Source organism: Rhizobium sp. Rhizsp42, from assembly GCF_047304155.1.
Classification (GTDB): Bacteria; Pseudomonadota; Alphaproteobacteria; order Rhizobiales; family Rhizobiaceae; genus Rhizobium.
Genome location: NZ_JBGLYS010000055.1, coordinates 1 through 26,115, shown reverse-complemented (window position 1 = coordinate 26,115; position 26,115 = coordinate 1). Strand labels below are relative to the sequence as shown.

The window sequence follows — 26,115 nt, the reverse complement described above, 5'->3', positions numbered from 1 at the left end:
GATTTTGAGGGACTAGCGTGTCATCTCGCGTTTGAGGTGCCGGGAGTCTATGCGCGGGATGCTAGTGCAGAGGTTTAGTCAGACTTGCCGCCTCCGCCACTCATGAGCCTTGTCTTCGAGGCTTAGTATGTAATCGACAAGCTTCTCGACCTCTTCGATTGCTTGAAAAAGATCGGCCTCGGTAACTTCAACTCTCTGCCCAAACCAAGATGCGGCGTCCTCAAGGTCGATTTCGGCCTTGTCACCACTTACGAAAAAGAGGCGCGGATGCTTTCTGATCGCTTTCTCATCATAATAGGCATCGAAACCTGAATGGTCATCCATGTGCTGAGTGATGTTCCGAGCTAGGACAATCTGTTCAATTATCCCGAGATCTGCAGGGCAGTCGCTCCAGTCTGTGTCTAGGACTTCTGATAAAACCCTTTTATATCCCTCGACGAAACCATGTTTGAAAAGCGACTTTCTAGCTCTATCGCTGGGGCGAAAGCCGAACTCGCGCTCCAGATTTAAGAAAACAATCTTGAGCGAATTGGAGAGCATCGAAAGGCAAGAGTAGCCGAGAACGTTGAGCGCCATCTCGGCCTCAAGCCATTCTGTCAAATAGGCTGGCTCACCGCTTTCAATGTCGAATCCGTTGGGTGGCTCGTCATACGGGGGCTCTTCATTGTCTATTGCAGTCTTGATTGCATCGAAGGCTTTGCGGCCCTCGCGATAGTACATCCGGATGAAATTTGTACGTAAGTTCGAGAAAAATTTGACGTCCACTATTTTCCCCCAAGGCGCACACCGTTGCTATCAGAAAGAGAAATACGGAGATAGCTTACCTCCACTGCTTCAGAAGAAGGATAGGCAGTGAGATAATGACTCACGAGGTTAGCTTCTCCGGGCTGGGCGCTCTGAAGTCGACTTCCGCTGTGGAAACCCATCTCCATCCTTGCCTTGCCGCTTTTCGCCGCTATGGTCCGCCACCTCAATTGAAACGCAGGAACCATCATGGCCGCTGATATCCGCATGCTCTCCGCAGTCATCGCCTCCGAGATCAATGCCCGGCCCGAGCAGGCCAAGGCCGCGATCGAGTTGTTGGATGAGGGCGCGACCGTGCCGTTCATCGCGCGATACCGCAAGGAAGTGACCGGCGGGCTGGATGATACGCAGCTGCGCGATCTCTCCGAACGCCTCGTCTATCTGCGCGAGCTCGAAGCCCGCCGCGATACGATCGTGGAATCGATCTCGGGCCAGGGCAAGATGAGCGACGAGCTGATGGCAAAGCTCAAGAGCGCGGCCACCAAGGCCGAGCTCGAAGATCTCTATCTGCCCTACAAGCCGAAGCGCCGCACCCGCGCCGAGATCGCCCGCGAACGCGGCCTCGGTCCGCTCGCCGAAGCAATCCTCGCCGACCGCGCCAAGGAGCCGGCAACGCTGGCGGAAGCCTACATCACATCAGACGTCCCCGACGTGAAGACGGCGCTGGAAGGCGCGCGCGATATCGTCGCCGAAGGCATCGCTGAAAACGCCGACCTGCTCGGCAAGCTGCGCGCCCATATGCGCGGTGCCGCCCTGTTGAAGGCCAAGGTGGTCGATGGCAAGCAGGCGACGGGCGAGAAGTTCTCTGATTATTTCGACCACTCCGAACGCTGGGCAACGGCCCCCGGTCACCGTGCGCTCGCCATGCTGCGCGGCTGGAACGAGGAAGTGCTGACGCTGACGATCGAGGCCGACGCCGAGACAGCCTCGCCGAACAAGCCAGTCGAGCGCATGATCGCTGCCGCCTACGAGATCGGCAACAGCCGCCCAGGCGATCGCTGGCTGATGGAGGTCGCCAGCTGGACATGGCGCGTGAAGCTTTCCATGTCGCTCTCGCTCGACCTGATGCGCGAGCTGCGCGAGCGCGCCGAGGAAGAGGCGATCCACGTCTTTGCCCGCAATCTCAAGGACCTGCTGCTTGCGGCCCCCGCCGGTTCGCGCCCGACCATGGGGCTTGATCCGGGTATCCGTACCGGCGTCAAGGTTGCCGTCACCGATGCCACCGGCAAGGTGGTCGCGACATCGACGGTCTATCCCTTCCAGCCCCGCAACGACGTGCGCGGCGCGCAGATCGAGCTCGCCTCGCTGATCCGCAAGCACAATGTCGAGCTGATCTCGATCGGCAACGGCACCGGCAGCCGCGAAACCGAGAAGCTGGTGGCCGACATGCTGGCCGATCTGCCGGGCACGAAGCCCACCAAGGTCATCGTCTCGGAAGCCGGCGCCTCCGTCTATTCGGCATCGGCCACCGCCGCCGCCGAATTCCCTAATCTCGACGTGTCGCTGCGCGGCGCCGTCTCCATCGCGCGCCGCCTGCAGGACCCGCTGGCAGAGCTTGTGAAGATTGAACCGAAGTCGATCGGCGTCGGCCAGTATCAGCACGATGTCGACCAGCAGAAGCTGTCGCGCTCGCTCGATGCCGTGGTCGAAGACGCGGTGAATGCCGTCGGCGTCGATCTCAACATGGCCTCTGTGCCGCTGCTCGCCCGTGTCTCCGGCCTTGGAACCTCGATCGCCGAAGCCATCGTCAGGCATCGCGACGAGACCGGACGCTTCGAGACCCGCCGTGATTTGCTCAAGGTCGCACGCCTCGGCCAGCGCACCTTCGAGCAGTGCGCCGGGTTCCTGCGCATCCGCGACGGCAAGGAGCCGCTCGATGCCTCCTCGGTCCACCCGGAAGCCTATGGCGTCGCCAAGAAGATCGTTGCCGCCTGCGGCCGCGACCTGCGCACGCTGATGGGTGACAGCGCGGTGCTGAAATCGGTCGATCCGCGCCAGTTCATCGACGACAAGTTCGGCCTTCCGACGGTCAAGGACATCCTGTCCGAGCTGGAAAAGCCCGGCCGCGACCCGCGCCCGAGCTTCAAGACCGCGACCTTCGCGGAAGGGATCAACGAGATCTCCGACCTGAAGCCGGGCATGACGCTTGAGGGAACGGTAACCAACGTCGCCGCCTTCGGCGCCTTCGTTGATATCGGCGTCCACCAGGATGGTCTGGTACATGTTTCGCAGCTCGCCGACCGCTTCGTCAAAGATCCTCACGAAGTTGTGAAAGCCGGCGATGTGGTCAAGGTTCGCGTCGTCGAGGTGGATGCAAAACGCAAGCGCATCGCGCTTTCCATGCGCAAGGATGACGGCGCGGGCGCGCCTGCGCCACGCGGCGAAACCCGTTCAAATCCAGCGCCTCGCGGCGGAAACGAGCGGCGTTCGTCGAGCCCCAAGCAGGAGAGCCAGGGGGCATTCGGCGCAGCACTTGCCGAGGCCATGAAGCGAAAATAAGGGTTTACGGATAAGCATTGCAGAAATGTCACACTTCGGCAGCCTTGTTGCCGAAGTGCCAAATACGGCGCTTGTAAGGCAGACAAGACGGCCTAAGTTGACTGGATTCCTGTCACATTGCGAGGCCTTACTTATGGCGTCGGCTTTCTTATCGATTGTCCAAAAAATCATCCGCAAGGGTAACCTTAAGCTCACACTCGCCAATGGCGAGACACACACCATCGGGGACGGCACCGGAGATCTCGTTGCCGCCCGCGTTGCCGACGAGGAGGCGGAGCGACTGATCCGCCGAGACCCCACCCTCAAGCTCGGCGAAATGTACATGGATGGCCGGTTCATTCTGGAACAAGGCAACATCTACGATTTCCTGGCCCTGGTGAAACAGAACACCACCAACGAAATCTTCGATATCCCGATGGCGGCCCTCCTGATCGGCCGCATCGCCCTGCAGCAGCTGAAGAGCCGTCTGCCCGTCAATCACAACAAGCGCAACGTTGCCCATCACTACGATCTGTCGGAAAAGCTGTTCGAGCTCTTTCTCGATGAGGACTGGCAATATTCCTGTGCCTATTATAATCCGCCGGGCATCAGCCTGGAGGAGGCGCAGGTCGCCAAGAAGCGCCACATCGCCGCCAAGCTCCTGCTTCAGCCCAACCAGCGCGCGCTGGAAATCGGCTCCGGCTGGGGCGGCATGGGCATGTACCTGACGGAATCGACCCCGGGGCTCGATCTCACAGGCATCACGCTCAGCGAGGAGCAGCTGAAGATCTCGCGCGAGCGGGCGCAAAAGCGCGGTCTCGCCGACCGGCTGCGCTTCGAGCTGCAGGATTACCGCACGATGAAGGGTCAGAAGTTCGACCGCATCGTCTCCGTCGGCATGTTCGAGCATGTCGGCATCGGCAATTTCGGCAACTTCTTCCGCAAGGTGCACGAGCTGCTGGCAGACGACGGCGTCATGGTACTGCATTCGATCGCCCGTCCGAAGCCGAGCTTCGGCACCAATGCCTTCATCGAGAAGTATATCTTCCCGCAGGGCTATATCCCCTCGATCGGCGAAACGCTGCCGGCGATTGAAAAGGCGAACCTTCTGGTCCGCGACGTCGAGGTTCTGCCGCTGCACTATGCCTATACGCTGCGCCATTGGCGCGAGCGTTTCGTCGCGCGCAAGGCAGAGGCCGTGGCGCTCTATGACGAACGCTTCTTCCGCATGTGGGAGTTCTATCTGGCCGGCTCCGAAATGGGCTTCCGCTGGGACGAGCTCTTCATCATGCAGATCCAGATTTCCAAGAACCAGTATTCCACCCCGGATAATCGCGACTATATCGCCGCGAACGAGGCGAAGCTGAAGGAATTCGAGGCAACGCGTCCGCCGCTCGAAAAGGTCATTCTATGACTGACGAAAAGGCGCGGTGAGACCCGCGCCTTTTTTATTCCGACTGTTTCATTTTGAAAGGGTTGCGAGATGAGCAGTGCCTATCCCGAAATCACGCTGGTGCGCCACGGCGAAACCGAATGGAGCCTGTCCGGCCGCCACACCGGCCGCAGCGATATCCCACTGACCGAAAACGGCGAAGCCGCCGCCGGCCGCCTCGGCCCGCGCCTTGAAGGCTTGACCGTCGCCGAAGTCTGGTCGAGCCCGTCTGAGCGCGCCCGCAACACCTGCCGCCTTGCCGGCTTCGGCGAGCGGATGGTCGTCAAGGACGACCTCGCCGAATGGGACTACGGCGCCTACGAGGGCGTCAAGACCAAGGAAATCCTGGCTCAACGCCCCGGCTGGCAACTCTTCCGAGACGGCTGCCCCGATGGCGAGACCGCCACTGACGTCGGCACCCGCGCCGACCGCATCATCGCCGCGATCCGCGCGGTCAACGCCCCTATCCTGATCTTCTCAAGCTCCCACTTCCTGCGGGTGCTGGCGGCTCGCTGGGTGGGATTGCCGCCGGAAGGCGGAGCGCATTTCGTGCTGGATACGACAAGCGTCAGCGTGCTCGGGTATGAGCATGATCTCGGCGAGCCGGTGATCCGGCGATGGAATGGGTAGGGTGCGGCGTAAGCCCCACCATCCCGCTTGACCCCACATCCCCCACGTCGCTAGATGACCGCATGCAACAGATCGACGGAATCAACGGGCGCGTTGCGGATGCGCCGTCCAACAACTGGGTTTACCGGGTGCTGCCGCCATGGCTCTGGCCCTATGCGCAGCTGGCGCGCTGGGATCGGCCGATCGGCTGGCAGCTTTTGTTGTGGCCGTGCTTCTGGTCGGCGGCGATGGCGGCCAATGCGGCTGTCCATGTCGGCCTCTTTTCCGGCGGTCAGCTGATCTGGCATCTGCTGCTCTATTTCATCGGCTCCGTCGCCATGCGCGGCGCCGGCTGCACCTATAACGATCTCGTCGATCACAAGATCGACATGGAAGTCGCGCGCACCCGCTCGCGCCCGCTGCCGTCTGGCCGCGTCACCCGCACGCAGGCGAAGATCTTCATCCTGCTACAGGCGCTGGTCGGCCTGGTCGTCGTTCTGCAGCTCAACTGGTTCTCCGTCATCCTCGGCGTCGCGTCGCTTGGCATCGTCGCGCTCTATCCCTTCGCCAAGCGCTTCACCGACTGGCCGCAGTTCTTCCTCGGGCTTGCCTTCTCCTGGGGCGCGCTGATGGGCTGGGCCGCGATCTTTGGTAGTCTGTCGCTGGCGCCGGTGCTGCTCTATATCGGCGCTGTCGTCTGGACGATCGGTTACGACACCATCTACGCCCACCAGGACAAGGAAGACGACGAACTGATCGGCGTCCGCTCGACCGCGCGTCTGTTCGGCGACAACACCAAGCAATGGCTGGTCGGTCTCTATGGCCTGATGCTGATCCTCACCTTCGCAGCCTTCCTGCTCGCGGGCGTAGGCATCATCGCCTATCTCGGCTTGTTGGTCGCAGCCGGCATGTTCGCCTGGCAGATCGTCACGCTCGATATCAACGATGCCGACCAGTGCCTGGCGCTGTTCAAATCGAACAACCGTGTCGGCATGATCATCTTCGCCGGTCTGTTCCTGTCGCTGCTGTTCGTGCTGCCATAGGGCGGACAGTCTCTACGGAACGTGCTGCATGATGATCTGCGTGTGCAGCATTGGCGCATCGGCCCCGAAATAGGTGTCGAGCACCGTGAGGAAATCGTCCGACAGATAGAAATCCGTCAGGGCGCGATCGGCGAGCAGCCTAAAATCGGCATCGTTTCGGGGCAGGGCGATCGCGTAGGGCTCATGCGTGAACAGCCGATTGCCGACTTCGAGTAAGGATGGATCGCGGGCCCGGGTGGCAAGGCTGGTCAGCAGCACCTGATCGCCGATATAGGCGTCGATCTTGCGATCCTCCAGCGCCTTTAGCCCCTCTTCATGTGTTTTGAAATCGGCAATCGTCGTCGTCGATGCCTGTCCCTTCATGGCCTCGTGCAGCGCCGCCCCCGTCGTCGAGTTCGCCCGCGCGCCGATAACGCTTGCCGACGCGGCCCGCTGGCTGACGGCGCTTACGGCCGGTTTGTCGAAAAAGAACGATTGCAGGTAGTCGGGCGAATCCTTGCGAAGCAACGCGCTTGCCCCTGTCAGGAAGATCGGCTGCGAGAAGTCGACGATCTCCCGTCGCTCGAGATTGACGGTGATCGCGCCGCACAGCAGATCGACCTCACCATCCTTCACCGCATCGAAGCCATTGGCGAGCGTCTTCTGGACGTATTCGCGTTTCAGCTCCGGCACCTGATGCTCGATGTCGTCGGCGATCTTGTTGCAGAGGTCGATCGCATAACCTGTCGGCTCTGCCCCGGCCTTGGCCGCGGAGAAGGGAGCTTCGTCATCGATATAGCCGATACGCACGGTCCCGCGCTCGATGATGCCGTCGAGAGTGGCGGCACTTGCCGTCAGGGCTGAAAGTGAAAGGGCGATAATCGCCAGCGGGAGCCGTCTCATGCACTTTGTTGCCACCGGCATGACGCTCATCTCCGAAAGACGGTTGCGATCTCAAAGCTATGCACGCAGCTTATGGCCAGCCGGCCATTTGTCAACCGAGGCTCAAAAACGAAAAACCCGGCACGCCGGCCGGGTCTTTCCGTTTGATCTTTTGCATCAGCCCTCAGCTGCGGGCGATGATTTCCTTGCCTTCGATCTTCATGGCGACGCCGAGCGTGCCGGTCGAGCGGCGCACGAGGAAGCGTGGGCGGCGGTTGGCGAAGTAGGAGTGGCGGCGGCGCGGCTTCAGGTGGCTGGTGCGCAGTTCGCCGAGATGTTCTTCCAGCGGACGGGCGATGCCGTCGGCCTCGACCATCAGCATGGGAATACGGAAGGTTTCCGACCAGCCGCGCCAGTCGGCGGCGATGTCGGCGAGATCATGCGCGACCAGAAGCGGCACGCAGAGATCGGGATCTTCGTGATGCAGTTCGAGCGTGACGGTCACTTCGCCATTGCCATGGTCGATGGCGCGGGCGGCGACGCCCTTGAAGGCGCGCTTCGGCAGCGCGATGGAGAGCGGCAGGCCGCTGGAAGGCAGGATCTTGCGCAGGATGGCGCCGCGTTCGTCGATCGTTATGCTGACGTCGGTTGTGGAGTCGTGGATGGCGTAGCTCACCTGCTGCGGAAAGCGCGACGGATCAAGACGAAGTGTCGCTCCGGCCCATGCGGGCTTCATAACCGTATTGTTCATGTTCATTCTCACCCTTGTCTTACCTGAGAGCCGGTTTCCGGTCTTCTCCTCGGGACTTTTCGTCCTCTGTGGCTGACAATAGGCGCCGGCTGTTCGAGACAGCTTAAAAATCGCGGTTAAGAAGACCTTGCCTCCCTGGATGGTTATCAAAACCAAACGTGGCAGGGTTTCCGAGAGGTGAACGACCGGCTGTGCCAGGTCGCGACATCCCGCGGGTAAGTCTCGGGTAAGCTTTTCATAGCAAAATGGAGCGGAAACCGTCTGTCATTCATTCAAGACTTTGCCGGAATAGAACGCTCATGATCTCCGCTTCGATGGCCTATACGATATTGTCGGGCGACATGCAGAAGAGCCTTGACCGCGTCGCTTCGCAGACGACGGTGAAGCGCGAAGCCCAGTATTACGAAGAAAACATCAACAAAGTCAAAGATGTAGATGATTTCCTCGGCAATTATAAGCTCTACAGCTATGCGATGAAGGCCTATGGCCTTGAGGATATGACCTACGCCAAGGCCTTTATGAAGAAGGTTCTGGAGAGCGACCTGACGGACGCCAACAGCTTCGCCAACAAGCTGTCGGACAGCCGCTACAAGGAGTTTGCCTCCGCCTTCAATTTCGGCACGACGGCGACGGACCCGCAAAGCGATGCCCAAGAAACCGACATGCTGGGGCTCTACACCCAGTCCTATGCGGATGAAGGCGCCAACGCTGCCACGGAATCGAACTATTACAGCACAGCGATCGACAGGGTACAGAGCGTCACCGGCTTAACGTCGAATGCTCGCCTTCGCACCTATGTGCTCAGCGCTTTCGGCATCGATCCGACCTACGTCTCCAATGACTATCTCAGTAAGGTGCTGACCAGCGACGTCAACGATCCAGATAGCTTCGTCAACGCCACCGGCAACGCCAAGTACAAGGCGCTTGCCGCCCAGTTCAGCTTCAACGCCGATGGTACGGTCAACGGCACGGCGCAGACCGCCGATCAGAAGAACGCGGTCATCGAGCAGTACAATCTCACCGTCCCCTCGATCGTCACGACCAAGGCGGCGGAGTACAACAAGGCCTATTACGACGCCAATATCGGCTCGATCACAAGTGTCGATCAGCTGATATCCGACAAGCGCCTGACCTCCTACATCAAGGCCGCCTATGGCACCGGCGCCGATTTCAGCGATGCCGGCCTGAAGCGGGTGCTGACCGATTCCAGCTATGCCAGCATGCTGGGATTTGACGCGATCACCGCCGCCTTCAATTTCAACAGCGATGGCACCGTCGACACGACGAAGGCGGGATACGCCGCGCAGACATCGGCCCAGATCGGCGCGACGGCAACGGCTGCCAACAACATTTCGAGCGCTTACGCAACCAAGATCGCCGACATCACGACGGTCGATGAATTGATCGCCGATACCAAGATGACATCCTACATCAAGGATGCCTATGGCATTTCGCAGAGCCTGAGCGACGCGGATTTGAGAAGCGTTCTGACCGATTCCAGCTACGCCGGCCTGCTCGGCCTTCAGGACGTACATGACGCCTTCAACTTCCAGGCCGACGGCAGCGTGACGTCTGACGGCGCGCAGACCATCAGCCAGACGCGCCTTGCGGGCTATAGCGCGAACGACAATCTCAACTATTACCGCAGCAAGATCAGCACGCTTTCCAATGTCGACGACCTGATTGCGGACACGAAGCTCACAAGCTTCATCAAGAGCACCTATTCGCTGCCATCGACGATCAGCGATGCCGATCTGAAGAGTATCCTGACCGACCCGAGCTTCGCCGCCTCAAGCGGTTTCAGCAACGTCAAAGAGGCCTTCAATTTCGCCGCCGACGGCTCCGCCGCCGCAATGTCGGGTCCGCAGAGCACCCAGCAGACGACGAGCGTCGATACGCTCTATTCGGCGCATTACGCCGATGAACAGCAGGCCGAGATCGACAGCTCCGTTGCCAACTACAAGGCACGGATGGCCGATGACAAGGTCACCAATGTCACCGATTTCCTGAGGACAAACCTCACGGCCGATACCGACCGCAGCAATGATAGTCTTCCCGATCTCTACCAGATGGCGCTTCGCTCCTACGGGCTGACGGAGCAGGACGTGCCGCGCAGCATGATGCGCACGCTGCTGCAGAGCGATCCCTACGACCCCAAGGGCTACGTCGCCTCGCTGAAGGATGAACGCATAACCAACATGGTGCGCGCGTTCAATTTCGACACGGACGGCAAGGCCACCTCGGAAGTGCAGGCTGTATCGACGGCCGTGCTTGCGAAATATGGCACGACCTACAAGTCGCTTGCCACGCTCGGCATGGCATCGGGTCCCTTGAGAGACAAGGCATCCAAGGACGCTACCACCGAGGTCGATGATTTCGCCAAGAAGATCGTCACCGTGAAGTCGCTTGACGATTTCCTCGATGACAGCACGCTGACCGATTTCGTTCTGAAGGCAAATGGCCTGGAGCCGAAGGACTACGACAAGGCGACCCTGAAGAAGATATTCACCTCGGATACGACGGACGCCAACAGCTATCTGAACAAGACGGCGCCGACGAAGTTCAAGGAAATCGTCGCGGACTTCAATTTCGACACATCAGGCAACCTGACCCGTTCGAAGATCGGTGCCATCCAGAACGTCGGCGCCGAGGAGCGGACCCAGCAGGGCTACCTGCAGATGACGCTCGAAACCCAACAGGGCGAGAGCAATGACGGCGTGCGCCTCGCGCTTTACTTCGCCCGCAAGGCGCCGAGCATAACGTCCATCTACTCGCTGATCGGCGATCAGGCGCTGTTCCAGGTCATCACCACCGCTTACAGCCTGCCGACGAGCATGTCGAACATGGATGTCGACAAGCAGGCCACGCTCTTGAAGAAGTTCATCGACGTCAGCGATTTCCAGGACCCGGAAAAGGTCGACAAGCTGATGCGCCGGTTCACCGCCATGTACGATCTGAAGAACAACACGCAGACATCGCCGGCGCTGACAATCATGAGTTCCTACGCCTCGAACGCGGCGAGCATCAACAGCAACAGCAGGCGTTAAGCACTGTCGTTACGGTGAGGTGAGAAGCGGCCATCCGGCCGCTTTTCTCGTCAGTCGATGTTCACGACCTTGCCGGGGTTCATGATGCCTTCAGGATCGAAGGCCTTCTTGATGCGACGCATCAGGTCGATCTCGATCGCGGGACGAATCGCGGCAAGCTCGTCGCGCTTCAGCTGGCCGATGCCGTGCTCCGCCGAAATCGAGCCGCCATGCGCAAGCACCAGCCCATGCACGATCACGTTCATCTCGTGCCAGCGCTCGAGAAACGCCTGCTTGTCGGCGCCCACGGGCTGCGAGATATTGTAGTGGATGTTGCCGTCGCCCATGTGGCCGAAGGCGCAGATGCGTGCGCCGGGCATGGCCGCCATCACCGCCTGCTCGGCCTCGTGCATGAACTGAGGCACGGTCGAGACCGGCACCGACACGTCATGCTTGATCGATCCGCCCTCAGGCTTCTGCGCTTCCGACATGCTCTCGCGCATGTGCCAGAGCGCCGTCTGCTGCGCGACGGAGGAGGCGATGGCCGCGTCCTGCACCAGACCGGCCTCGAAACCCTGCTCGAGCAGCGCCGTCATCATCCGCTCGGCGGTCTCGGCCGAATCCGAGGTCGAGATGTCGATCAGCACATACCAGGCATGTTCGCTCTCCAGCGGATCACGCACGCCCTCGATATTGCGGGCGGTGATCTCAACGCCAAAGCGCGGCATCAGCTCGAAGCCGGTCAGCGATGTGCCGCACAGGCTGGAAGCGAGGTTGAACAGCGATAGCGCGTCCTCGACCGAGTTCAGTCCGGCGAAGGCCACCTGCTTGCCGAGCGGCTGTGGGAAAAGCTTCAGCACTGCCCCGGTGATGACACCCAGCGTTCCCTCGGCGCCGATGAAGAGATCGCGCAGGTCGTAGCCGGTATTGTCCTTCTTCAGGCGGCGCAGCCCGTCCCAGATCTCGCCGGTCGGAAGTACGACTTCGAGCCCGAGGCAGAGCTGGCGCATGTTGCCATAGGCAAGCACGGCGGTGCCCCCGGCATTCGTCGAGAGATTGCCGCCGATGCGGCAGGAGCCTTCAGAGCCGAGCGACAGCGGAAACAGCCGCCCATGCGCCTCGGCCGCTTTCTGCACGTCGGCAAGGATCGCGCCGCCATCGGCCACGAGAACGTTGGCGACGGGATCGACGTCGCGGATCTTGTTCATCCGCTCCAGCGACAGGATGATGTCTGACTTGCCCTCGCGCGGCGTCTGCCCGCCGACAAGTCCGGTATTGCCCGTCTGCGGCACCACTGCTGTGCCGGTCTCGCTGGCGAGCTTGAGGATCGCTGAAACTTCCTCAACGTTGGCGGGCTTCAGAAGCATCGGCGAGGAGCCGTGATAGAGGCCACGGTTCTCGATCAGGTGTGGCGCCAGATCGGCCTCGCCGCGCAGAGCGTACTTGTCGCCGACGATGGCTGCGAAACGGTCGAGTAGCTCAGGTGAAACGCTGCTCATCGGGCTTTATCCTCTATTATTCCCGTGGGGCCGCGGCACGCCGCAGCCGGTCGTTGATGGCTTCGCCGAGACCCTCGTCGGGAATGGCGGTGAATGCGATCGTGGAAGCGCCGCTAGCATCGGCGCGCTTCATGTAGTCGAAAAGATTGGTGGCCGCTTCGCCAAGATCGCCGCTCTCGCTGAGATTGAGCACGACCTTTGCTCTATCCGCATTTGCAACAGGCGAGGGGCCGAAGGCGATGAACGCCTCGCCATCCCTGACATCAATGGCATCGAGCCGCACGGCTGCACCCGGCGCATAGTGCGAGGCCATCATGCCCGGCGCCTCGATCGCGGCGGACGCCACTTTCGGTCGCACCAGCTTCACGCCGGCGACGCGTTCTATCTCCTCGGCCGGCAGCCCGCCCGGCCGCAGCAGCCTCAGCTTCCCATCCTCCACCTTGACGATGGTGGATTCCACGCCGACATCGCTCGCCCCCGCATCGAGGATCAGCTTGATCTTATTTCCGAGATCGGCCTGCACATGGTCGGCGCTGGTGGCGCTGATCTTGCCCGAGGTGTTGGCGCTCGGCGCCGCCAGCGGATGGCCGAAGGCGCGGATGAGTTCGCCGGCAAATCCCTTCGGCACCCGGATACCGACGGTGTCGAGCCCGGCCGTCGCCAGCGCATGAATGCCGCTCGTAGCCTTCAGCGGCACGACGATCGTCAGTGGACCGGGCCAGAAGGCTTCCGCCAGCGCCCGCGACAGCGGATCGAAATCGGCATAGGTCTCCGCCATTTCGAGATCCGCCATATGGCAGATCAGCGGATTGAACTGCGGCCGGCCCTTGGTCTCGTAGATGCGGGCGATGGCGGCCGGATTGGTGGCGTCGGCGGCAAGGCCGTAGACCGTCTCGGTTGGAATGGCGATCGGCAAGCCTTCGCCCAGCACCTTGCAAGCGGCGTCGATCGCCTGCTGCCTGTTCTCGGTGATGTCGATGATCTCTGCCATATGCCGCCCGGATAGTCTGTCCGGCAGTCCTTATGCCCTTGCGGCCCCGCGATCAATATCAGAGCTGGCGAATGGCCTTAAAGCTGGCGAATGATCCCGATCAGAGTTGACGAATGATCTCGCGGAGCTGTTCGTTACGCGCGCCGAGCAGCAGCACGTTCTTGATCGCGACCTGCGGATCGTCTGTGCGAAACAAAAGCCCGTTGCCGCGGATATTGCGGTCGATCGTCATCTTCTCCGGCGTATGCTCGCCGGGCCGGATGGCGACGGCGAAGTACATGCGCGAGTAACGCACGTCGATCTTCTCGAAGACATTGTCGTTGTCGCCGATATCGGCATAGAAATTGGCGATGTAGAAGGCCCAGCTGACCGCGTCATATTGCGCGAACTTGGTGCGCGCCGCGGTCACATGGCAGTAGCCGAGATGCGGGCTGTCTTCCAGCGTGCGGTGAAACACCATCTTCGGAAACTGGATGGAGCGGTGAAAGCCGTTGATATGCTGGTGCGTCTTCTCGCCGGCGGTCTGCAGCTTGCGGCCGGTCTTCTCGGCAACTTCGTCGTGGGTGAGATAGCGCCGCTCGGCGGCCAGCCAATGTGACTGGTGGCGGGTGATCTTGCCCGTGCGCAGGAATTCGGAATGCGGCGCGACCGGCGCGGCGGGCTGGTCGACGCTTGCTCTGGCGTCGAAGTAACGAAGTTTCGCCATGGTCTCGGATCCGGCTGCCTGTCTCTTTGGCCGAAGGATAGGCAATCATGCTTAATGCGATGTTAAATTGGGCCGGGTGCGGTCGCGGCTGCTACAAACTGCCACAAGCTCTGTCGCAAACAGAATATCGCTGGCAAGGCTGCTCTCGCCTTCCTTGATCTCTGGTAATTTCGACAAAGTCGCAAATAATCCTATTTGTTTGAAGCGACGCGGAAATGCCCGTTTTCTGTCGTGCCGCTACTGCCCGAATGCAACTGTCGTCATTTTCGAAGCCGATGTCGCTTTGCAGCCACGCGGGCGGCGTGGGCAGTGGTTAAATGTATGACATAGGCAATATCTCCTTCGGGAGAGGGGGCGAGCGCTTCCCGCGGCTTTCGCCATCCGATATGTGGCAGCCCGAATAGACGAGGATATGAGATGGATATTCGCAGCAACGTTTTACGGCAGCTCAAGAACCGCCGCGAGGGCTTCAGCCTCGAGCAACCCTTCTATATCGACGAGGATTACTTCAAGCTCGATATGGAGATGATCTATTATCGCGACTGGCTGTTCATGGGCCATGATTGCGAGCTGCCGAAGGCTGGCGCCTATTTCACGGTGCAGATCGGCCAGTATCCCGTCGTCATCGTTCGCGGTCGCGACAATGTCATCCGCGCCTTCCACAACAGCTGTCGCCATCGCGGCTCGCGCGTCTGCACCAAGGATCATGGCTCGTCGGTCCGTCTTGTCTGTCCCTACCACCAGTGGGCTTACGATCTCGACGGCAAGCTCGCCTTCGCCCGCCACATGGGCGACGATTTCGACAAGTCGGGCTTCGGCCTGAAGCCGGTTCATTGCGAAAGCTTCGGCGGCTATATCTTCATCTGCCTTGCCGACAAGGCGCCGGACTTCCAGCCGGTCCGCGACATGGTCGCCCCCTACATGATGCCGCATCACCTGAAGGACGCCAAGGTCGCCTTCCAGAGCACCATCATCGAAAAGGGCAACTGGAAGCTCGTCTGGGAAAACAACCGCGAGTGCTATCACTGCGCCGCCAACCATCCCGAGCTCTGCCGCACCTATCCGGAAGCCCCGAGCGTCACCGGCACCGATGGCGGCGCCGATGATCCGGAGATCGCGGGCCACTGGGCGCGCTGCGAGGCCGCAGGCCTGCCCAGCAAGTTCCAGATCTCGCCCGATGGCCAGTTCCGCGCCGCCCGCATGCCGCTGATCGAGGATGCCGAGAGCTACACCATGTCCGGCAAGCGCGCCGTCGCCCGTCCGCTGTCGGATGACGTGACGATCGACCGGATCGGCACCATGCTGCTCTTCCACTACCCGACGACCTGGAACCACATCCTCGGCGACCACGCCATCTCCTTCCGCGTCCTGCCGCTCAGCGCCAACGAGACGGCCGTGACCACCAAGTGGCTGGTCCACAAGGATGCCGTCGAAGGTGTCGATTACAATCTCGAGGAACTGACCCACGTCTGGACCGAGACCAACGACCAGGATCGCCGCATCGTTGAGGAAAACGCCTTCGGCATCCACTCGCCGGCCTATGAGCCCGGCCCGTACTCGATGCTGCACGAGGGCGGCGTCATGCAGTTCCTCGAATGGTACGCGCTGTTCATGACCAACCGCCTGCAGGGCGATCAGGCCAAGCTCTCTGTCGTCGCCTGACGCTAGCCTCGCAAGAGAATACGGCCCCGCGCTTCACCGAAGCCGGGGCCGTTTTCGTTTGGGCGTTCAGAAATCCTGATAATTCAGCGCGTTGATTTCGCGCGGCGGCACCGATGAGGTCACGAGCCCATCCCGCGCGGCCACCGTCACCCCCGCCGCCGCTGTCGGCAGCTGTGTGGCGGCGGGCAATTGCGCGATCGGTGGCAGACCCGGCGTTGCGGCCACGACCGGTGGCGGCAGCGGTTGGCGCGGTTCCATCTCGATCTTGGCGAGGATCAGCGGCGGATCCGGCTCGCGCGCCGGCAGAAGGTTGCCCTGCGCCCAAATCTTCGCAAGGTCGGCCTTGTCCATGGCGGCGACATTGACGTCGATATCGGTCAGCGTGCCGGGCACCCGATAGGGGCAGCGCCTCTTGCTGCAATTGGCGCCGGCCGAGAACTGCCAGAGCAGGTAATTGTCCCAATTGCCCATCGGGAACACGCCTTTGACATCGGGCTTGTAGCGCGCATACCAGATCGGCAGCCGCGCCAGCACCGGATAGTCGTTGCGATAGGCGGCGATGTAGCGGGCGGTATCGTGGTTGGTGTAGAGCACCGGATAGCGCCCGGTCCGCGTCCTGATATGGCCTACGAAGATCTGCGCATCCTCGAGCGACATGAACTTTTGGGGATCGATACCCTCCAGATCGAGGATCATCATCTCGTCCGGCTTGGGTGCCGCATAGTCGAGAAAGTGGTTGGCCTGGTCGATCGGGTTTCCCGGGCGGGCGAGGTGATAGGCGCCCCACAAAAGCCCCGCCGCGCGCGCCACCAGCCGCCTTGTCTGGAACAGCTCGCGGCTGACCGCGTATTTGCGCCACATCGTCTTGCAATGGCCCACCGTGTCCCCGGCATGGTCGCCATCGCACGAAAAGCTCTCGGGCAGCCCGTCAGACGCCTTGGAGATGAAGCCGGCGATCCGCTTATCGGAGGTCAGCGCTTCCCAGTCGATCGTGTTCAGCTCGTAACCATCGACGACGAGCGCGTTATCCGTCTTTTTCCAGGGGAGTGTGTCGGCGGCCGTGGCGTAATGAGACAGTCCGGCCGTGATCGCCAGAAGCAGAATACGGAGAGTGGCTCTTCCATGCCGTTGCTTCATGTAACGAGAGTGATGAAAACTGGTTAATGGACTATTTATCAGATTTTACGAATAAACAAAAAACCGTGACCGGTCGCGAAAAAAGATGCGCTTAGGAACATTTTCCCCATCAATGCGTTACACCACGGATTAATTTACGCTGAGATTGGAGTGTTCATGCCCAGGTCGTTCAAGCAACTCGTCGTCGCGGCCATTTCCTCATTGATGCTGGTCACAAGCGTCGCGCCGTCGCAGGCCGTGCAGATGCCTGCCGCGCCGCAGGTGGAAAAATCGGCTGATGTTCAAAACGTGCAGTATTGCCGTTACGGCCGCTGCGGACCGCGTCCGGGCTATTATGGCCGCCCGGGTGGCTACTATCCCGGTTATCGTCCCTACCGCCCGGCCTATCGTCCCGGCTGGTACGGCGGATATCGCGGCTACACCTATGCACGTCCCGGGTATCGTCACTATAACGGCTACTGGTACCCGCTCGCCGCCTTCGGCGCCGGCGCCATCATCGGCGGCGCAATCGCCAGCCAGCCGCGCTATGCACCGGCACCGCGCTACGTCGCCCCGGCCGGATCGAGCCATGTCGCTTGGTGCCAGCAGCGCTACCGCTCGTATCGTGCCTACGACAACACCTTCCAGCCGTATAACGGCCCGCGCCAGCAGTGCGTTTCGCCTTATTGATCTGTCGGCCTAGTTGACGTGAAAAATCCCCTTCGGTTCGCTGCCGAAGGGGATTTTTGTTTTTATCCGTCAAAGAATATTCACCCGCTTCAACAGCCACCACGCGAGCGCGATCGACGCGATGATCATCCCGATCGCGTACTCCGTCCCCGTCGACCCCTGCGTGAACGGCAGGTTGGCCGTGTTCATGCCGAAGAAGCCGGTGACCAGCGTCGGCGGCAGCAGGAAGGCGGTCATGATCGACAGGATGTAGAGGTGCCGGTTGGTCTCCGACGAGAGCTTGGAATCGATTTCTTCGTGCAGCAGCCGCGCCCGGTCCTGCAGCGCGTAGATGTCGTGGTCGACCGTCTCCAGCCGCGCCGTCAGCCGCCCGGCCACATCCTCGAAGCCGAAGGGCATCTCGTCGTCATCGGAAGCCGCCGCCCGGCGCATCAGGCCGAGGACGGTCCTCAGGTGCCGGTGGATGCGCACGACCGTGCGCCGGACCGGCGCCAGCCGCCGCCGCTCGTCGCGCGGCGCGGTGTCGTAGACGAAGTCCTCGATGATATTAAGCTCTTCGGTCAGGTCCATCACGATCGAGATCAGCGTGCGCTGGAATTCGGTGACCAGCAGCTCGAACAGATCGACCGGCCGGGTGAATTTCGCCGGGTTCTTCTCCATCAATAGCCGCGCCCGTTCGACGCTGCGCAACGGCTGCAGCCGGGTGGTAATGATGAAGCGGTCGGAGATCGCAAAGTGCAGCCAGCCGAGATCGGCGGTCTCGTGGTCGAATTCGCGCTGGCAATCGACCAGCGTGCCGTAGAGCATCTGCTCGTCGACGGTGATGGCCGAATGCGTGTCATGGGTGGTGAGCGCCGCCTTGGCATCGTCGGTCAGCCCGGACAGCGCATCGATAAGCGCAGGCACGCGGGCGTCGGCGAGGTTGAGGTGCAGCCAGTAGAAGCCGCCATCGGCGGTGAGGTCCGCCGGCAGCGCGTTGTTGGAGAGCCGCGTCGGCTTGCCGCCGCCTTCAGGGAAACGATAACCCCAGACGAAACCCGGCATGCTCACAGGCAGTGTATCCATTCTTTGCCGGTCCTCTTGCATTGGCGGTGCGCTCCACGCTGGCATCTGGGTCTCTGTGACCAGCAGCACCGGATCGGCAGCTCATAGGAGAGCATGAGCATGGCGCCGCACCCGATGGCAAGACCCTTTCAAGCGATGCCTCCCTATGACGGCGACGCCACAGTTTCATGACAATGACAGTCGGAAGTTTGAAATTGACGTTTACGTAAAAATCAATTAGCTCTGCCGTCGGAGGCAGCGGGTAGGGGAGAGCTACCCCGCGCCATCAGGCTTACGAGGAGAACAGCATGTACAAGGCGCCCGTCGAGGAGATCGCATTCACCCTGAAGCACGTGGCCGGTCTCGCGCATGCGATCGACGACGGCCTGCTTGGCGATCTCGGCGAGGATCTGGTCGATGCGATCCTTCATGAAGCCGGCCGCTTCGCATCCGACGAGATCGCGCCGTTGGCCGAGATCGGTGATCGTCAGGGCGCGCGCATATCGGATGGGAAGGTGACGACGCCGGATGGCTGGCGCGATCTCTACCGCAACTGGATATCAGGCGGGTGGAACGGCCTAACGGCATCGGAAGACTTCGGCGGCCAGGCGCTGCCGCACATGCTGAATGTCGCGGCACTCGAAATGTGGAACTCCGGCTCCATGGCCTTCGCGCTCTGCCCGACGCTCACCATGGGCGCCGTCGAAGCCATCACTGCCCACGGCAGCGACGCGCTGAAACAGACCTATCTTCCGAAACTCGTCTCCGGCGAATGGACCGGCACGATGAACCTGACGGAACCGCATGCCGGTTCCGATCTCGGCGTGCTCAAGGCCCGCGCCGAGCGCCGCGACGATGGCAGCTACCGTATCTTTGGCCAGAAGATCTTCATCACCTGGGGCGAACACGACGCCGCCGACAACGTCATCCACCTTGTGCTCGCCCGCCTGCCGGATGCGCCTGATGGTACGCGCGGCATCTCGCTGTTTCTCGTGCCGAAATTCCTCGTCAACGACGATGGTTCGCTCGGCGCTCGCAACGATCTCTTCTGCCACGCGCTGGAGCACAAGCTCGGCATCCACGGCTCGCCCACCTGCACGATGATCTATGGCGACGGCCGTTTCGGGGAAGAAAAGGGCGCTATCGGCTGGCTGGTCGGCGAGGAAAACAAGGGTCTCGCCTGCATGTTCACGATGATGAACAACGCCCGCCTTGCCGTCGGCATGCAGGGCGTCGCGATTGCCGAGGCAGCGACGCAGAAGGCCATCGCCTATGCCCGCGAGCGCACGCAGGGCAAGGCGCCCGGCTGGACGGGATCTGGCCAAACGGGAGGCATGAGCCCGATCATCGAGCATCCCGACGTCATCAGAATGCTGCTGACGATGAAGGCGCTGACCCAGGGCGCGCGCGCCATCGCCTATAGCTGCGCCCACGCCACCGATATGGCGCACCGTGCCGGCGATGACAAAAAACACTGGCAGGAGCGTGCCGCCCTGCTGACCCCTGTTGCCAAATCCTTCGCCACCGATATCGGCGTCGATGTCGCCTCGCTCGGCATCCAGGTGCATGGCGGCATGGGCTTCATCGAGGAAACCGGCGCCGCGCGTTATCTCAGGGACGCCCGCATTGCCCCGATCTACGAAGGCACCAACGGCATCCAGGCGATCGATCTCGTCACCCGCAAGCTGCCGCTATCCGATGGCGGCGAGGTGAAAAGCCTGATCGCCGAGCTACAGGCGATCGCCGACCGCGTCGGTGCATCCAACGCCGAAAACTTCGGCGCCACCGCAAACCGCCTGAACGCCGCAATCACCGATCTCCAGGAAGCGACCGACTGGCTCCTGGCGCAACTGTCGGCCGGCAACCTGGCCGACGCGCTTTCCGGCGCCACGCCCTATCAGCGCCTCTTCGGCCTGACGCTGACCGGCTGCTATCTCGCCAAGGGCGCGCTCGCGGATGCGGATGATGGCAAGGCCGCCGATCGCATCGCGCTCTGCCGCTTCGCCGCCGAAAACCTGCTGGCCGAAACCACGTCGCTTAAGGATACTGTCGTCAACGGCGCCGCCAGCCTTGCCGCTGCCAAATCCATTCTCGCCTGAGGAACCGATATGACCGACCACATTCTCGTCGAGCGCCCCGAGGCTCATCCCGGCGTCCAGATCATCCGCTTCAACCGCCCGGACAAGAAGAACGCCATCACCCGCGCCATGTATCAGGCGATGACCGAGGCGCTGACCGCGGCTGATGGCAACCCCGACATCCGCGCCACCGCCTTTCTCGGCACCGAGGGCTGCTTTTCCGCTGGCAACGATCTCGGCGACTTCCTGGCTGTGGCGATGGGCGGCGGCATGCCGCGTGAGGTCGTCGATTTCCTCTACGCGCTGGTGCGCTCGGCAAAGCCCATCGTCTCGGGCGTCGATGGCCTGGCGATCGGCATCGGCACCACGATGCATCTCCATTGCGACCTGACGGTCGCTTCCGCCCGCAGCCAGTTCCGCACCCCCTTCGTCGATCTGGCCCTTGTGCCAGAAGCCGCCTCCAGCCTGCTTGCCCCGCGCATCATGGGCGCCCAGCGCGCTTTCGCCATGCTCGCCGCCGGCGAACCCTTCTCCGGCGAAGAGGCGAAAGATGCCGGCCTGGTCTTCAAAGTCGTGGAGCCGCATCAGGTCGAGGCGGCAACGCTCAGCCTCGCCGCAAAGCTCGCCGCCAAGCCGCCCGAGGCGCTACGCCTCTCGCGCGATCTCATCCGCGGCGGCCGCGAAGAGATCATCGCCCGCATCGACGAGGAAGCCCGCCACTTCGCCGCCCGCCTGCAAAGTGCTGAAGCCCGCGCCGCATTTGAAGCTTTCATGCGCCGTTGAGGCTGCGGGAACGCCGTCTCCAATAGTATGAATTTATGCTTTTTGGCGGGTGAATTTGCGAAAGTAAAAATTTACTACAATTTAACGTACCGCATCAATTCTCGCGCCAAAACGAGGGTTATGCTGTGAAACTATTTAAAAGTGCATTGTCGTTCAGGCAGGAAATCTCCGATTTCATCTTCATGCGCTCGCCGGATGCGTATTACGTACTGGAGGATGAGCACATCGTCGATTGCAACCACGCGATGGAGGTGATGCTCGACTTGCCGCGGGACAAGATCATCGGCATCCACCCGGCCAAGCTTTCACCGTCAGTGCAATCGGATGGCCGCCCGACCAGCGAAGCCGCCGTCGCCATTTTCGCCGAGATCAAGAAAAACGGCATGGCGCGTTTTGAATGGGATCATCAGCGCCTTGATGGCACGCCGCTGCCGGTTCTGGCGACGATCCTCCAGGCCAATATCGCCGGCCGCAACGCGCAGGTCGTCTTCTGGCAGGACATTCGCGATGTCGTGAAGATGCGCCGCCAGGAAGCCGAAGCCCGCAAGCGCGACGAAGCCAAGGCCGCCGAGCAGGCGGATGTCGTGCGTACCCTTGCATCGTCTCTCAGAAAGCTTGCCGCGGGCGATCTCGACTGTCTTCTCGAAAAGCGCTTCCCGGATGAATATGAAGGCCTGCGCCAGGACTTCAACGGCACGGTCGATCAGCTGGCCGGCGTTCTCGGCAAGCTCGCCGTGAACGCCGAAGCGATCCGCGCCACCACCGCCGAACTCAGCCGCGCCACCGACGATACGGCGCGCCGCACCGAAAAGCAGGCCGCCAGTGTCGAGGAGACCGCGGCTGCCCTCAACCAGATGACAGCAGCCGTCAAGAGCACCGCCGAGAGCGCCGCCACGGCCGCCAGCTTCTCGGCCAAGGCCAAGCGCGACGCCGAGGAATCGGAGAAGATCTCCAACCAGACGGTCGCGGCGATCGATGAGATCGCCCAGTCCTCGAAGGCGATCAACCAGATCATCGGCGTGATCGACGAGATCGCCTTCCAGACCAATCTTCTTGCCTTGAACGCCGGCGTCGAGGCGGCGCGCGCGGGCGAGGCCGGTCGCGGCTTTGCAGTCGTTGCCCAGGAAGTGCGCGAACTCGCCCAGCGTTCCGCGAAGGCGGCGAAGGAGATCAAGACGCTGATCGTCAATTCGGGCACGCAGGTCGAGCGCGGCGTGGCCTTGGTCAGCGATTCCGGCAAGGCGCTGGGCGATATCATCGGCCACCTCTCGCATATCTCTCAGCTGGCAACGACGATCGCCGATTCCGCCCGGGAGCAATCCTCGGGACTTACGGAGATCAATGCGGCGATCAACCAGATGGACGGCGCCACGCAGCAGAATGCCGCCATCGTCGAGGAGACGGCCGCTGCCGTGTACGGTCTGTCGGAGCAGGCCGCTGCCCTGAACGGCCTGGCTTCGACCTTCCGCCAGCGCCGGGATGCGCCGACGAAAATGCGCGCCGCCGCCTGATATCTCCGGCCGCCGGCCAACATCAGATTCGAGCAAAACGAGAGCCGCCACGCCCCGCGTGAGCGGCTCTTTTATCGTGGTGTTGTGGCCGGAATGTTCAAAAAGTATTACTTTTAATCAAATTTTACCAATTGCCTTGTTTAGTGATCGGCAATGCATGATGCAGCACGGGCATGAGCGCCCGGCCCCTTTTCCGGCACAATCAAAGGCGCAGACGCCAGCGGATCGACCCCCCGATCGCTGAGGCATGTCGGTCGGCCGCATTCGAGACAATGCTATGTTCAAAATGAAGATCAAGACGCTGCTACCGGTGCTCTTTCTGTCCCTCGTCGCCATTTCCCTCGTGCAGGGCGCCATCGCCGCTGTCGCGCTCACCAGTCTCGAAGCCAATACGCGTGAGATCGGCGCCCAAAACATCCCGAACACCGAGCGCCTGCACGCCATCGTCACGACGCTGAACGACGTGCGCCGCAGCTATGCCGATTATCTGCTGGCCTCCGGCAAGACCGATTTCCGCAATGCCGAGACCACGCTGAAGACCCGCCGCCAGCGGCTTGCGACCGCCATCGATGCCTTCGAAAAGCAGCCGAAGAGCGATTACATGACCCAGAACTTCGCGCGGCTGCAGAAGGCGCTCGCTAACGACACGGCCGTCGCCGACAAGATCATCGCGCTTGCGCTTGACAACAAGCGCAGCCAGGCCAATTCGCTCTATCGCGGCGAGCTGTCGATGTCGGCCAACAACATCCAGACGCTGGTCGACGGCATGATCGCGAGAGATCGCCAGTCGACCGATGCCGGCCTCGTTTCGGCCGCCGGCAACTATTACGCCGGCACGGTCTCGATCGTTGCCGGTCTTGCTGTCGCGCTCGTTGCCGCTATCGCCGCCGCCTATCTCGCCTGGAAGCGCATCTCGCGGCCGATCACGACGATCGCCTCGCGCATGGCCGGCCTTGCCGATGGCGATCTCGAAGCCGCCGTCCCCTATACCAACCGCCATGACGAGATCGGCGACATGGCCGCCGCCGTCTCCGTCTTCCGCGACAACGCCTTTGCCCGCCTCGATCTCGAACGCAGCGCCGAGGACAACCGCGCCCATGCCCGCGACGAGCGCGCCCGCAACGAAGCCGTCAAGGCACGCGAGGCAGCCGAGATCAATCACGCCGTCGAGGCGCTGGCGGGTGCTCTGGGCGCGCTGTCGGAAGGTGATCTCGCCCACCGCATCGAGCAGCCTTTCGCCGATCACCTCGATCGCCTGCGCAGCGATTTCAACGCCTCGGTCGCCAAGCTCAGCGAAGCGCTGGAGGAAGTCGGCCACAACGCGCATGCGATCGACGCCGGCGCCGGCGAGATCCGCAACGCCGCCGATGGCCTTGCGCGGCGCACCGAGCAGCAGGCCGCCTCGATCGAGGAAACGGCCGCAGCACTCGAAGAGATCACCACCACGGTCAAGGATACCGCCCGCCGCGCGGAAGAGGCCGGCAGCCTCGTGTCGCGCACCCGCGGCGGCGCCGAGGAATCCGGCAACATCGTCCGCAAGGCCGTCTCGGCCATGACCGAGATCGAGCAATCCTCACAGAAGATCGCCAACATCATCAGCGTCATCGACGACATCGCCTTCCAGACCAATCTCCTGGCGCTCAACGCAGGCGTCGAGGCCGCGCGCGCTGGCGAAGCCGGCAAGGGCTTCGCGGTCGTCGCCCAGGAAGTGCGCGAGCTCGCACAGCGCTCGGCCACAGCCGCCAAGGAGATCGAGACGCTGATCTCGGCCTCCAACGCCCAGGTTCGCTCCGGCGTCAGCCTCGTCGGCGAAACCGGCAAGTCGCTGGAAACGATCGTCGGCCAGGTGCAGGACATCAGCCGCCATGTCGACGCGATCGTCACCGCCACCCGCGAGCAGTCGACCGGTCTTGCCGAGATCAATACCGCCGTCAACACCATGGACCAGGGCACCCAGCAGAACGCCGCCATGGTCGAGGAGCAGACGGCCGCAAGCCACGGCCTGGCGCAGGAAGCGGCCAAGCTGATGCACCTGCTCGGCCAGTTCAACCTGCAGCCGGGCAATCATTCAATGGCGCGCCGCTACGCCGCCGCCTGATATCTCGGTATCATAAACGGCAAAACGCCCGCGCATGTCGCGGGCGTTTTTTATGGACTTGGAAAGATCGGGAAAACCCGTTATCCGTGCATCCGCTGACGCTCGGGCTGCTCCGCGATGAAACGGTTGTTGCGGGCCGAAAGCGGCTCCACCGGTAGAATATCGATGACATCGGCAGCATCGAATTTGCGCTTCATGCCGCATATCGTGGCAATCACGACGCCCCTGTCAATATTGAAGGATGTCGCCAGGAAATTTCGTTCGTCGCCATGATCATCAATGGAAATAACAAACATATTATCCTCCGTGTATTATCCATTGATACACGCAGATTATTTATCATAGATGAATTTATAGATGAATTATATTCTGCCGAGCTGGATGATCATTAGGAAATTCTGTTGAATTCCCGCTGCACCCACGCTACTCGCAGGTGCAGCGGAAGCCAAGAGGATCAGCTCGCCTGCGGGATGCGGGCGATCACCTTGATCTCGAAATCGAAGCCCGCCAGCCAGTTGACGCCGACAGCCGTCCAGTTCGGATAGGGCTTATCGCTGAACACCTTCAGCCGAACGTCGTTGACCGTCGCGAACTGGTTTTCGGGATCGGTATGAAAGCTGGTGACGTCGATGATATCGTCGAAGCCGGCGCCGGCAGCCTTCAGCACGGCGGCGAGATTGTCGAAGGCGAGCTGCACCTGCTTCGGAAAATCGGGCTCCGGCGATCCATCCTCGCGGCTGCCCACCTGGCCGGAGACGAAGAGAAGGTCGCCGGAGCGGATCGCCGCCGAATAGCTGTTGATCTCATAAAGCGCCTGCCGGCCGGCGGGGAAGATTGCGTCGCGTTTGGTCATGTCATGCTCCAATGAAAGAACACAAGGGATAAAACACCAGCGTTGGCGGCGTTTCCTTGGGTTCTGGTTGTGTTTTGACC

21 protein-coding genes are annotated in these 26,115 nt (G+C 61.6%); 11 read left to right on the top strand and 10 right to left on the bottom strand.

The features are described 5' to 3' along the window. Positions 1 to 78 precede the first annotated feature (78 nt). Entirely contained in the window at positions 79 to 765 is a 687-nt protein-coding gene (locus ACCD05_RS29790) for a hypothetical protein (RefSeq protein ID WP_413397167.1), read from the bottom strand. Between the two features lie 228 nt (positions 766 to 993). Between ACCD05_RS29790 and ACCD05_RS29785 the strand changes: the two genes are divergently transcribed. The 4 genes from ACCD05_RS29785 (at position 994) to ubiA (ending at position 6,366) form a co-directional block, all read left to right on the top strand. After that, complete coding sequence (locus ACCD05_RS29785; RefSeq protein ID WP_413397165.1) at positions 994 to 3,303, top strand: Tex family protein; 2,310 nt, start codon at positions 994 to 996, stop codon at positions 3,301 to 3,303. A gap of 133 nt (positions 3,304 to 3,436) precedes the next feature. Then, complete coding sequence (locus ACCD05_RS29780) at positions 3,437 to 4,696, top strand: class I SAM-dependent methyltransferase (RefSeq protein WP_413397163.1); 1,260 nt, start codon at positions 3,437 to 3,439, stop codon at positions 4,694 to 4,696. Between the two features lie 69 nt (positions 4,697 to 4,765). After that, on the top strand, positions 4,766 to 5,344 hold the full coding sequence (locus ACCD05_RS29775) for a histidine phosphatase family protein (protein ID WP_413397161.1): 579 nt from the start codon (positions 4,766 to 4,768) through the stop codon (positions 5,342 to 5,344). A 62-nt stretch (positions 5,345 to 5,406) separates the two neighbouring features. Further along, positions 5,407 to 6,366, top strand: a complete 960-nt coding sequence (ubiA, locus tag ACCD05_RS29770; RefSeq protein ID WP_413397160.1) for a 4-hydroxybenzoate octaprenyltransferase — start codon at positions 5,407 to 5,409, stop codon at positions 6,364 to 6,366. 12 nt (positions 6,367 to 6,378) lie between these two features. Here the strand turns inward: ubiA and ACCD05_RS29765 are convergent, their stop codons facing one another. Together ACCD05_RS29765 and ACCD05_RS29760 are read right to left on the bottom strand one after the other, a co-directional pair. Next, complete coding sequence (locus ACCD05_RS29765; protein ID WP_413397158.1) at positions 6,379 to 7,248, bottom strand: amino acid ABC transporter substrate-binding protein; 870 nt, start codon at positions 7,246 to 7,248, stop codon at positions 6,379 to 6,381. A 163-nt stretch (positions 7,249 to 7,411) separates the two neighbouring features. Next, a complete protein-coding gene (locus tag ACCD05_RS29760; protein WP_112982267.1) occupies positions 7,412 to 7,978 on the bottom strand; it encodes a DUF6101 family protein in 567 nt (188 codons plus the stop codon). A 299-nt stretch (positions 7,979 to 8,277) separates the two neighbouring features. On the opposite strand from ACCD05_RS29760, the gene ACCD05_RS29755 reads away from it, so the two are divergent. After that, entirely contained in the window at positions 8,278 to 11,025 is a 2,748-nt protein-coding gene (locus tag ACCD05_RS29755) for a DUF1217 domain-containing protein (protein ID WP_413397157.1), read from the top strand. A gap of 50 nt (positions 11,026 to 11,075) precedes the next feature. On the opposite strand, the gene ACCD05_RS29750 is transcribed toward ACCD05_RS29755, so the two are convergent. The 3 genes from ACCD05_RS29750 to ACCD05_RS29740 all read right to left on the bottom strand — a co-directional run bounded on the left by ACCD05_RS29750 (position 11,076) and on the right by ACCD05_RS29740 (position 14,200). Further along, a complete protein-coding gene (locus ACCD05_RS29750; protein WP_413397155.1) occupies positions 11,076 to 12,503 on the bottom strand; it encodes an FAD-binding oxidoreductase in 1,428 nt (475 codons plus the stop codon). 16 nt (positions 12,504 to 12,519) lie between these two features. Beyond that, entirely contained in the window at positions 12,520 to 13,494 is a 975-nt protein-coding gene (locus ACCD05_RS29745; RefSeq protein WP_413397153.1) for an L-threonylcarbamoyladenylate synthase, read from the bottom strand. A 100-nt stretch (positions 13,495 to 13,594) separates the two neighbouring features. Next, entirely contained in the window at positions 13,595 to 14,200 is a 606-nt protein-coding gene (locus ACCD05_RS29740) for a DUF6656 family protein (protein ID WP_111561856.1), read from the bottom strand. A gap of 417 nt (positions 14,201 to 14,617) precedes the next feature. Between ACCD05_RS29740 and ACCD05_RS29735 the strand changes: the two genes are divergently transcribed. Beyond that, the gene (locus ACCD05_RS29735; RefSeq protein ID WP_413397151.1) at positions 14,618 to 15,862 is read left to right on the top strand and encodes an aromatic ring-hydroxylating oxygenase subunit alpha; all 1,245 of its coding nucleotides are present in this window, start codon (positions 14,618 to 14,620) and stop codon (positions 15,860 to 15,862) included. A 66-nt stretch (positions 15,863 to 15,928) separates the two neighbouring features. Here ACCD05_RS29735 and ACCD05_RS29730 read toward each other — a convergent pair whose 3' ends face one another. Then, positions 15,929 to 16,999: a glycoside hydrolase family 25 protein gene (locus tag ACCD05_RS29730; RefSeq protein WP_413397149.1), complete on the bottom strand. Its 1,071-nt coding sequence runs from the start codon at positions 16,997 to 16,999 to the stop codon at positions 15,929 to 15,931. A gap of 156 nt (positions 17,000 to 17,155) precedes the next feature. Here ACCD05_RS29730 and ACCD05_RS29725 point away from each other — a divergent pair, with 156 nt between their 5' ends. Continuing rightward, entirely contained in the window at positions 17,156 to 17,668 is a 513-nt protein-coding gene (locus ACCD05_RS29725; protein WP_112982232.1) for a BA14K family protein, read from the top strand. Between the two features lie 69 nt (positions 17,669 to 17,737). On the opposite strand, the gene ACCD05_RS29720 is transcribed toward ACCD05_RS29725, so the two are convergent. Further along, positions 17,738 to 18,733 carry a transporter gene (locus tag ACCD05_RS29720; RefSeq protein WP_112982231.1) on the bottom strand — a complete coding sequence of 332 codons (996 nt, stop codon included), beginning with the start codon at positions 18,731 to 18,733 and terminating at the stop codon, positions 17,738 to 17,740. A 287-nt stretch (positions 18,734 to 19,020) separates the two neighbouring features. On the opposite strand from ACCD05_RS29720, the gene ACCD05_RS29715 reads away from it, so the two are divergent. From ACCD05_RS29715 to ACCD05_RS29700, 4 genes are all read left to right on the top strand, one after another. Next, on the top strand, positions 19,021 to 20,811 hold the full coding sequence (locus ACCD05_RS29715) for an acyl-CoA dehydrogenase (protein WP_413397147.1): 1,791 nt from the start codon (positions 19,021 to 19,023) through the stop codon (positions 20,809 to 20,811). Between the two features lie 9 nt (positions 20,812 to 20,820). Beyond that, positions 20,821 to 21,573, top strand: a complete 753-nt coding sequence (locus ACCD05_RS29710; RefSeq protein WP_413397145.1) for a crotonase/enoyl-CoA hydratase family protein — start codon at positions 20,821 to 20,823, stop codon at positions 21,571 to 21,573. Positions 21,574 to 21,698: 125 nt separating this feature from the next. Further along, entirely contained in the window at positions 21,699 to 23,084 is a 1,386-nt protein-coding gene (locus ACCD05_RS29705) for a methyl-accepting chemotaxis protein (RefSeq protein WP_413397143.1), read from the top strand. Positions 23,085 to 23,361: 277 nt separating this feature from the next. Then, complete coding sequence (locus tag ACCD05_RS29700) at positions 23,362 to 25,182, top strand: methyl-accepting chemotaxis protein (protein WP_413397141.1); 1,821 nt, start codon at positions 23,362 to 23,364, stop codon at positions 25,180 to 25,182. An 80-nt stretch (positions 25,183 to 25,262) separates the two neighbouring features. On the opposite strand, the gene ACCD05_RS29695 is transcribed toward ACCD05_RS29700, so the two are convergent. Continuing rightward, the gene (locus ACCD05_RS29695; protein WP_018902078.1) at positions 25,263 to 25,478 is read right to left on the bottom strand and encodes a hypothetical protein; all 216 of its coding nucleotides are present in this window, start codon (positions 25,476 to 25,478) and stop codon (positions 25,263 to 25,265) included. 158 nt (positions 25,479 to 25,636) lie between these two features. After that, positions 25,637 to 26,035: a RidA family protein gene (locus ACCD05_RS29690; protein ID WP_113235445.1), complete on the bottom strand. Its 399-nt coding sequence runs from the start codon at positions 26,033 to 26,035 to the stop codon at positions 25,637 to 25,639. Positions 26,036 to 26,115: the final 80 nt, after the last annotated feature.

Coding starts and splice junctions, on each gene's coding strand:
- ACCD05_RS29700 (WP_413397141.1), top strand. CDS start 23,362: ATGTTCAAAATGAAGATCAAGACGCTGCTACCGGTGCTCTTTCTGTCC.
- ACCD05_RS29760 (WP_112982267.1), bottom strand. CDS start 7,978: ATGAACAATACGGTTATGAAGCCCGCATGGGCCGGAGCGACACTTCGT.
- ACCD05_RS29710 (WP_413397145.1), top strand. CDS start 20,821: ATGACCGACCACATTCTCGTCGAGCGCCCCGAGGCTCATCCCGGCGTC.
- ACCD05_RS29740 (WP_111561856.1), bottom strand. CDS start 14,200: ATGGCGAAACTTCGTTACTTCGACGCCAGAGCAAGCGTCGACCAGCCC.
- ACCD05_RS29730 (WP_413397149.1), bottom strand. CDS start 16,999: ATGAAGCAACGGCATGGAAGAGCCACTCTCCGTATTCTGCTTCTGGCG.
- ACCD05_RS29755 (WP_413397157.1), top strand. CDS start 8,278: ATGATCTCCGCTTCGATGGCCTATACGATATTGTCGGGCGACATGCAG.
- ACCD05_RS29765 (WP_413397158.1), bottom strand. CDS start 7,248: ATGAGACGGCTCCCGCTGGCGATTATCGCCCTTTCACTTTCAGCCCTG.
- ubiA (WP_413397160.1), top strand. CDS start 5,407: ATGCAACAGATCGACGGAATCAACGGGCGCGTTGCGGATGCGCCGTCC.
- ACCD05_RS29775 (WP_413397161.1), top strand. CDS start 4,766: ATGAGCAGTGCCTATCCCGAAATCACGCTGGTGCGCCACGGCGAAACC.
- ACCD05_RS29745 (WP_413397153.1), bottom strand. CDS start 13,494: ATGGCAGAGATCATCGACATCACCGAGAACAGGCAGCAGGCGATCGAC.
- ACCD05_RS29785 (WP_413397165.1), top strand. CDS start 994: ATGGCCGCTGATATCCGCATGCTCTCCGCAGTCATCGCCTCCGAGATC.
- ACCD05_RS29720 (WP_112982231.1), bottom strand. CDS start 18,733: ATGGATACACTGCCTGTGAGCATGCCGGGTTTCGTCTGGGGTTATCGT.
- ACCD05_RS29690 (WP_113235445.1), bottom strand. CDS start 26,035: ATGACCAAACGCGACGCAATCTTCCCCGCCGGCCGGCAGGCGCTTTAT.
- ACCD05_RS29750 (WP_413397155.1), bottom strand. CDS start 12,503: ATGAGCAGCGTTTCACCTGAGCTACTCGACCGTTTCGCAGCCATCGTC.
- ACCD05_RS29735 (WP_413397151.1), top strand. CDS start 14,618: ATGGATATTCGCAGCAACGTTTTACGGCAGCTCAAGAACCGCCGCGAG.
- ACCD05_RS29725 (WP_112982232.1), top strand. CDS start 17,156: ATGCCCAGGTCGTTCAAGCAACTCGTCGTCGCGGCCATTTCCTCATTG.
- ACCD05_RS29715 (WP_413397147.1), top strand. CDS start 19,021: ATGTACAAGGCGCCCGTCGAGGAGATCGCATTCACCCTGAAGCACGTG.
- ACCD05_RS29780 (WP_413397163.1), top strand. CDS start 3,437: ATGGCGTCGGCTTTCTTATCGATTGTCCAAAAAATCATCCGCAAGGGT.
- ACCD05_RS29695 (WP_018902078.1), bottom strand. CDS start 25,478: ATGTTTGTTATTTCCATTGATGATCATGGCGACGAACGAAATTTCCTG.